Genomic DNA, 6,915 nt, shown 5'->3' with positions numbered 1-6,915 from the left:
CTGCTGATGCATTGCGATTGATGGCCTTGACACGAACCATCCCATGTGAGGTTCTGGCTGGCTGGTTACCCGCCTCGATACGCCGCCCTTCTCAGGCCGTCATCACCCAGATTCCGCCATAGCTCACGCGCCTGGGCTCGACGACGTACCGTCTCTGCCGAGGCCAGCATGCGCGCCAGCATCGGAAGGATTTCCGTTCCAAGATCGGTGAGCTGCGTCAGCTGGCGCTCGGGATGGCTGAGTTCCAGCTCGAGTCTCGGCACCCTCAGGGCGGGTAAATCGCTCCAAATTGCTGCTAAACGAAGGAGGATCCGCGTCCGCCGTACCCGGCAAGATGGAGGGCGGCTGGCATTTCTCGGGCGATGGAGTACGATTTCTCCAGGCTGGAGAGGGGCCGCGCGTGCGGCACGCGAAGAGCTTGATCAGCCGACTTCAAGCCGAAGCTCGACGCCGGAGTCTGACAGATGGTGCAGCAGCCGCTGAACGTCGCGTACTCGGATGGTAGCTCTCAGGTGTTGTGGGAGGACGGCGAGCGCGTGTTCAGCCGTGGCTGGCGACTGGACGACAATGGCAACCGCCTCGCCGTACTGCTTGTTGCCCCTGCCGCCGACCACCCGTCTCGGACAAGACTCGATCGCCTCACGCACGAATACGAACTGAAAGATGAGCTCGACGGGGCATGGGCGGCGCGGCCGCTGGCCCTCATGCGCGACGCCGGTCGGACCGCGCTGGTGCTCGATGATCCGGGCGGGGAGCCGCTCGATCGTTTGCTCGTTGGGCCCATGGAGGTAGGACGCTTCTTGCGCCTTGCTATCGCTGTTAGCTCGGCTCTGGGCAAGCTTCATCAGCGCGGGCTCATCCACAAAGACATCAAGCCAGCTAATATTGTGGTGGACTGCGCGGATGGACACGTGCGGCTCACCGGGTTCGGCATCGCATCGCGCCTGTCCCGCGAGCGGCAGGCGCCCGAGCCGCCCGAGACCATCGCCGGTACGCTTGCCTACATGGCACCCGAACAAACCGGGCGGATGAACCGTTCGGTCGACGCCCGCAGCGATCTCTACGCCCTCGGCGTCACGCTGTACCAGATGCTCACGGGCGTTCTGCCCTTCACGGCGGCCGATCCGATGGAATGGGTGCACTGCCATATTGCAAGACCACCGGCGCCGCCCAGCGAGCGGTTAAAAAACCTCCCAGCCTCCGTCTCTGCGATCATTATGAAGCTGCTCGCCAAGACTGCTGAGGAGCGTTACCAGACGGCTGCAGGCGCCGAGAGCGATCTACTGCGTTGCCTTGCTGAATGGGAAACCCGAGGCGATATCGACGAATTCCCGCCCGGGGAACACGACACTCCGGACCGGCTGCTGATCCCCGAGAAATTGTATGGTCGGACAGCCGAGATCGATACCCTGCTTGCCTCCTTCGACCGTATCGTCGCCGGCGGCAGGCCGGAGTTGGTGCTGGTTTCCGGATACTCCGGCATCGGCAAGTCCGCGGTCGTCAACGAGCTTCATAAGCCACTTGTTCTGCCCCGCGGTTTTTTTGCATCGGGCAAGTTTGACCAATACAAGCGCGACATCCCCTACGCCACCCTTGCGCAGGCCTTGCAGAGCCTGATCCGCCCGCTTTTGAGCAAGACCGAAGCGGAGCTGCGGCAATGGCGGGAGGCGCTGCTCGAGGCGCTCGAACCGAACGGTCGGCTCATTGTTGATCTCGTCCCGGAATTGAAGCACATCATCGGCGAACAGCCGCCGGTCCCCGAGCTGCCGCGACAGGATGCACAGGGCCGCTTTCAGCTGGTGTTCCGGCGATTTATCAGCGTATTCGCGCGGCCGGAACATCCGCTCGCCCTGTTCCTCGACGATCTCCAATGGCTCGATGCAGCAACGCTCGATCTGCTCGAGGATCTGTTGACCCGGCCGGATGTGCAGAACCTATTGTTGATTGGCGCTTACCGCGACAACGAAGTCGATCCCATCCACCCGCTGATGCGCAAGCTCGAAGCGATGCGCCAAGCTGGAGCGATATTGCAAGACATCGTATTGGCACCCCTAACCTGTGAAGACTTGGGACAACTAATCGCGGATTCTGTTCACAGCGAACCAGAGAGAATCACGCCGCTGGCGCAGCTGATCCACGAGAAGACAACCGGCAATCCGTTTTTCGCTATTCAGTTCATTTCTGCGCTCGCCGACGAAGCATTGCTCACTTTCGATTATGGCGAGGCTCGATGGTGCTGGGACCTGAATCGCATTCACGCCAAAGGTTACACCGACAATGTGGTGGACCTTATGGTAGGGAAGCTGAACCGCCTGTCCGCCGAAACTCGAAACGCATTGCAGAAGCTCGCCTGCCTGGGCAACGACGCAGGGTTCACCATGTTGCGGATCGTTTACCATGACTCCGCCGAGGAGATGCATGGCCAGCTTTGGGAAGCGGTGCGAGCAGGGCTGATCTTTCGTTCGGAAGATTCCTACAAGTTTCTCCACGATCGTGTCCAGGAAGCCGTCTACTCCTTGATCCCGGAGGAATCGCGTGCCGAAGCCCATCTCCGAATAGGGATGCTGCTCGCAGCGCAGACCCCTCCAGAGAAGCTGGAGGAGACGATCTTCGAAATCGTCAATCAGCTCAACCGCGGCTCGCATCTCATCACGTCAATTGAAGAGCTTGAGCGGGTCGCGGAGTTGAATTTCATTGCAGGTAGACGCGCCAAGACCTCGACAGCGTATGCCGCGGCGCTGAACTATCTGCTCTCCGGCGCGGCACTGCTGCCACGGGACTCTTGGGAGCGCCAGCACGACCTGATCTTTGAGCTGGAGCTGCACCGGGCCGAATGTGAGTTTCTCACTGGTGCACTGGCGGAAGCCGAGCAGCGCCTGGCGGTGCTGTCGGCCCGTGCCGCAACGACGATCGAACGAGCCCGCGTCACGTGCCTGCAGGTGGATCTTTACACGACCCTGGATCAGGGCAGCCGCGCGATCGCAGTCGGTCTCGACTATCTCCGCCACCTGGGTATCGACTGGTCGCCGCACCCGACGGAAGACGAGGCTCGGCGCGAGTATGAGCGGATCTGGTCCCAACTCGGCTCCCGCACGATAGAAAGCCTCATTGATCAGCCTTTGATGAGCAATGCCGCATCGCTCGCGACGCTCGACGTCCTGACGAAGCTCGGGCCGCCTGCACACTATACGGATGCGAAACTACGTTCGATGGTCATCTGTCGAGCAGTCAATCTCAGCCTCGAGGGCGGCAATTGTGACGGCTCGTGCTACGCCTATGCAGTGCTTGGCAGGCTTGCTGGACCGGAATTCGGCGACTACCAGGCGGGACTTCGATTCGGCCGTCTCGGCTATGAGCTGGTCGAACAGCGCGGGCTAAAGCGCTTCCAGGCCAGGACCTATTTGAACTTTGGATATTTACTCATGTTCTGGACGAGACATGTCCGGGAAGGTCGTGATCTGCTGCTGCGTGCGTTTGAGACGGCAAACCAGATCGGTGACCTCACTTTTGCGGCGTACTATCACACCCACCTGAACACGTATCTTCTCGCGGCGGGCGATCCGCTCGATAACGTGCAAGTCGAGGTCGAGCATGGTCTCGCGTTCGCGCGGAACATACGGTTCGGTTTTGCGATTGACTCCATAGCCGGCCAGCTTGGGCTGATTCGGACACTCCGCGGCTTGACGCCGATTTTCGGTTGCTTTGACGATGGGCAGTTTGACGAACGCCTACTGGAGTCCCGTTTCTTCAGGAACCCGGATCTGGCGTTGGCCGAGGGCTCGTATTGGACCCGCAAGCTGCAGGCACGCTTCTTTGCCGGCGACTATGCGGGTGCCCTCGAAGCCTCATTGAGGGCGCAACAGCTGCAGCCGACATCGGCGTCTTTTTTCGAATGCGCGGAATATCACTTTTACAGCGCGCTCTCCAGAGCAGCATGCTGCGAGTCCGCGGCGGCCGGCCAATGGCAGGAGCATGTCAGGGCACTAGCCGCGCACTACCGACAGCTCGAGGTCTGGGCGACGGCTTGCCCGGATAACTTCGAGAACCGCGCCGCACTCGTCGGGGCGGAGATCGCCCGGATCGAAGGCCGCGCGCTTGATGCCGAACATCTTTACGAGCACGCTATCCACTCGGCACACACGCACGGCTTTGTCCACAACGAGGCGCTCGCCAACGAAGTCGCCGCACGCTTTTATGCCGCGCGCGGGTTCAAGAAGATCGCGCATGCCTATCTGCAGGACGCGCGGTACGCATACATCCGTTGGGGAGCCGACGGCAAGGTACGCCAACTCGACGAGTTGTATCCGCACCTCAGGGAGGAAAAGCCGGTTGTCGGCCCCACAAGCACGATCGGGGCACCCGTCGAACAACTGGATCTAGCTACTGTTATCAAAGTCTCCCAAGCCGTGTCGGGCGAGATCGTTCTAGAAAAACTGATCGACACGCTGATGCGCACAGCGATTGAGCACGCGGGTGCCGGGCGAGGTCTGTTGATCCTTGCGGTAGGTGACGGGTATCGGATTGAGGCGGAAGTCACGACCAGCAATAATACGGTGACCGTCGGTCAGCGACAAGCAAGTGTAACCGCTGCAGATCTGCCGGAGTCCATCCTACACTACGTGATCCGGACGAAAGAGAGCGTTCTTCTCCACGATGCCGCAGCCGCGAACCCGTTTTCCGCCGATAAGTACATTCATCAGCATCACGCCCGTTCAATTCTCTGTCTGCCGTTGCTCAAACAGGGCAGACTGGCCGGTGTACTCTACCTCGAAAACAACCTGACGGCCCACGTTTTCACACCTGACCGCGTCACAGCGTTGAATGTGCTTGCGTCGCAGGCGGCAATCTCGCTGGAAAATTCGCGGCTTTATGACGACCTCGCGGACCGGGAAGGGAAGATTAGGCGTTTGGTCGACGCCAACATCATTGGGATCCTCATTGCCGACCGCGAAGGGCGGATCCTCGAAGCTAATGACGCGTTTCTACGCATCGTGGGATATGACCGTGAGGACCTGGTCTGGGGGCGCCTGCACCGGACTGGGCTGACCCCGCCGGAGTGGCGCGAGCTCGACAAACGTGCCTGGGAAGAACTGAACTCGACTGGAAGGCTTCAGCCCTTCGAGCAAGAATATTTTCGGAAAGACGGCAGCCGCGTGCCTGTGCTTATTGGCGCCGCGTTGTTCAAGGAAGGAGGTGACCAGGGCCTTGCGTTCGTCCTCGATCTGACCGAGCGCAAGCGCGTCGAGGAAGCGCTTAGCCAAGCACAGAGACTCAGCCGCACCGGCAATTGGATCTACAACGCGACAACGAAGCGTTACCTCTATTGGTCGGACGGGAGTTACAGGATCTGGGGGTTTGATCCGCTGCAGGGCCTTCCAAGTCGACAAAGTATGTGGGAACGCATTCACCCAGAGGACCGCGACAGAGTGTGGGGAGCGGTTCAGGAGGCCGTGCGCCAGAAAAGAGATTTCATGGCCGAGTTCAGACTCCTCCTACCTGATGGAACAATCAAATGGGTCGAAGGAACCAGCTACCATGTGTTTTCCCCCCAGGGCACGGTGAGTGAGGTTATCACCACAACCGTCGATGTGACGGAACGAAGGCGAGCACAGGACGAACATGAAAAGCTGCGCCAGCTCGAGTTGGATTTCGCCCACATGAACCGCGTGAGCATGATGGGAGAATTGGCCGCCTCACTGTCTCATGAAATTTTGCACCCGATCGCTACCGCTCGCAACAACGCCCGTGCAGGGACGCGCTTTTTGGAAATGAATCCGCCAAATCTGGATGAGACCAGGGAAGCGCTCGCTTGCGTTGTCAGGGACACGGACCGAGCCAAGGATATCGTCGGACGGATGCGTGATCACATCAAGAAAGCGCCTCCGCGAAAGGAGCGTTTTGATCTCAATTCGGCTACCAACGAAGTGATTCTACTGGCACAAAGCGTGATCCACAGGAATGGCGTCTCGGTCCAGACTCTGCTTGCGCACGGTGTGGTTCCGGTTCTGGGAGATCGCATTCAGCTCCAACAAGTCTTGCTGAACCTGATTCTGAACGCGGCTGAAGCGATGGGCTCGGTTGAGGAAGGGGTAAGAGAGCTGTTGATCAGCACCGAGCAGGATCAGGCAGGCGCCCTCGTAGCCGTACGCGATTCTGGGCCCGGCATTGATGCGCAGCATCTCGATCGAGTCTTCGACACCTTTTACACCACGAAGTCCAGTGGAACAGGGATGGGGTTGTCGATATGCCGCTCCATTATCCATGCTCATGGGGGCAAGTTGTGGGCGGAAGCGAACGAACCTCACGGCGCCGTATTTCAGTTCACTCTGCCGGCGGACAACGACTCATGAATTGTCCTCAATCGGCGTACTCGGCTGCAGAGCCGAACGCAGGCATCGCTCGAGATAGTCGTCGTCCACTGGCTTGCTGAGGTAGTAAACAATCCCATCCTTTAGAGCCCGATCCTTGACGACCTCATCGGGGTAGGCGGTAACGAGGATCGTCGGGATCGCGTACCCTGCATCGACCAAATGCCTGTGCAGCTCGACTCCAGTCATTCCGGGCATGTGAACGTCGGCGATCAAGCAGGTGGTTTCCGGCAAAAAGCGTGACGCCAGGAAATCGGCTGCTGACGGAAACGCCTCGACAGTGTAGCCCATTAACACTACGAGCTTTCGCATTGACTCACGATAGAGCTGATCATCGTCGACGATGGCTATCAGTGTTCGGTTCAACATTGCCGGTTCCAGGCGTCTTCCTCGCTCCACTACACTGGCGGCATACCTCGCGCCTGCATGCAATTTCTAGTGTCCGGGACATTTCCCAATAATGCAATGACCGCGCCCGTAAGCGATGGCTTAGGCTTCCGGCTATCCGCTTAGGCAAAGAGACCTGTTCATCTTGACCAATTGTGCG

At 59.4% G+C, this 6,915-nt stretch carries 2 protein-coding genes; one reads left to right on the top strand and one right to left on the bottom strand.

Going from position 1 to position 6,915, the window contains the following annotated elements; genetic code table 11:
* Window positions 1–464 precede the first annotated feature (464 nt).
* A complete protein-coding gene (locus tag ACZYOF_RS29455) occupies window positions 465–6,350 on the top strand; it encodes an AAA family ATPase (protein ID WP_463717973.1) in 5,886 nt (1,961 codons plus the stop codon).
* Here the strand turns inward: ACZYOF_RS29455 and ACZYOF_RS29450 are convergent.
* Entirely contained in the window at window positions 6,345–6,737 is a 393-nt protein-coding gene (locus ACZYOF_RS29450; protein WP_130578687.1) for a response regulator transcription factor, read from the bottom strand. The two genes, ACZYOF_RS29455 and ACZYOF_RS29450, sit on opposite strands and share 6 nt — an antisense overlap.
* Window positions 6,738–6,915 lie beyond the last annotated feature (178 nt).

This window comes from Bradyrhizobium sp. LeoA1Lang, from assembly GCF_055413685.1.
Note: the sequence above shows the minus strand (reverse complement) of the source record. Positions and strands in the feature narration are given on the sequence as shown.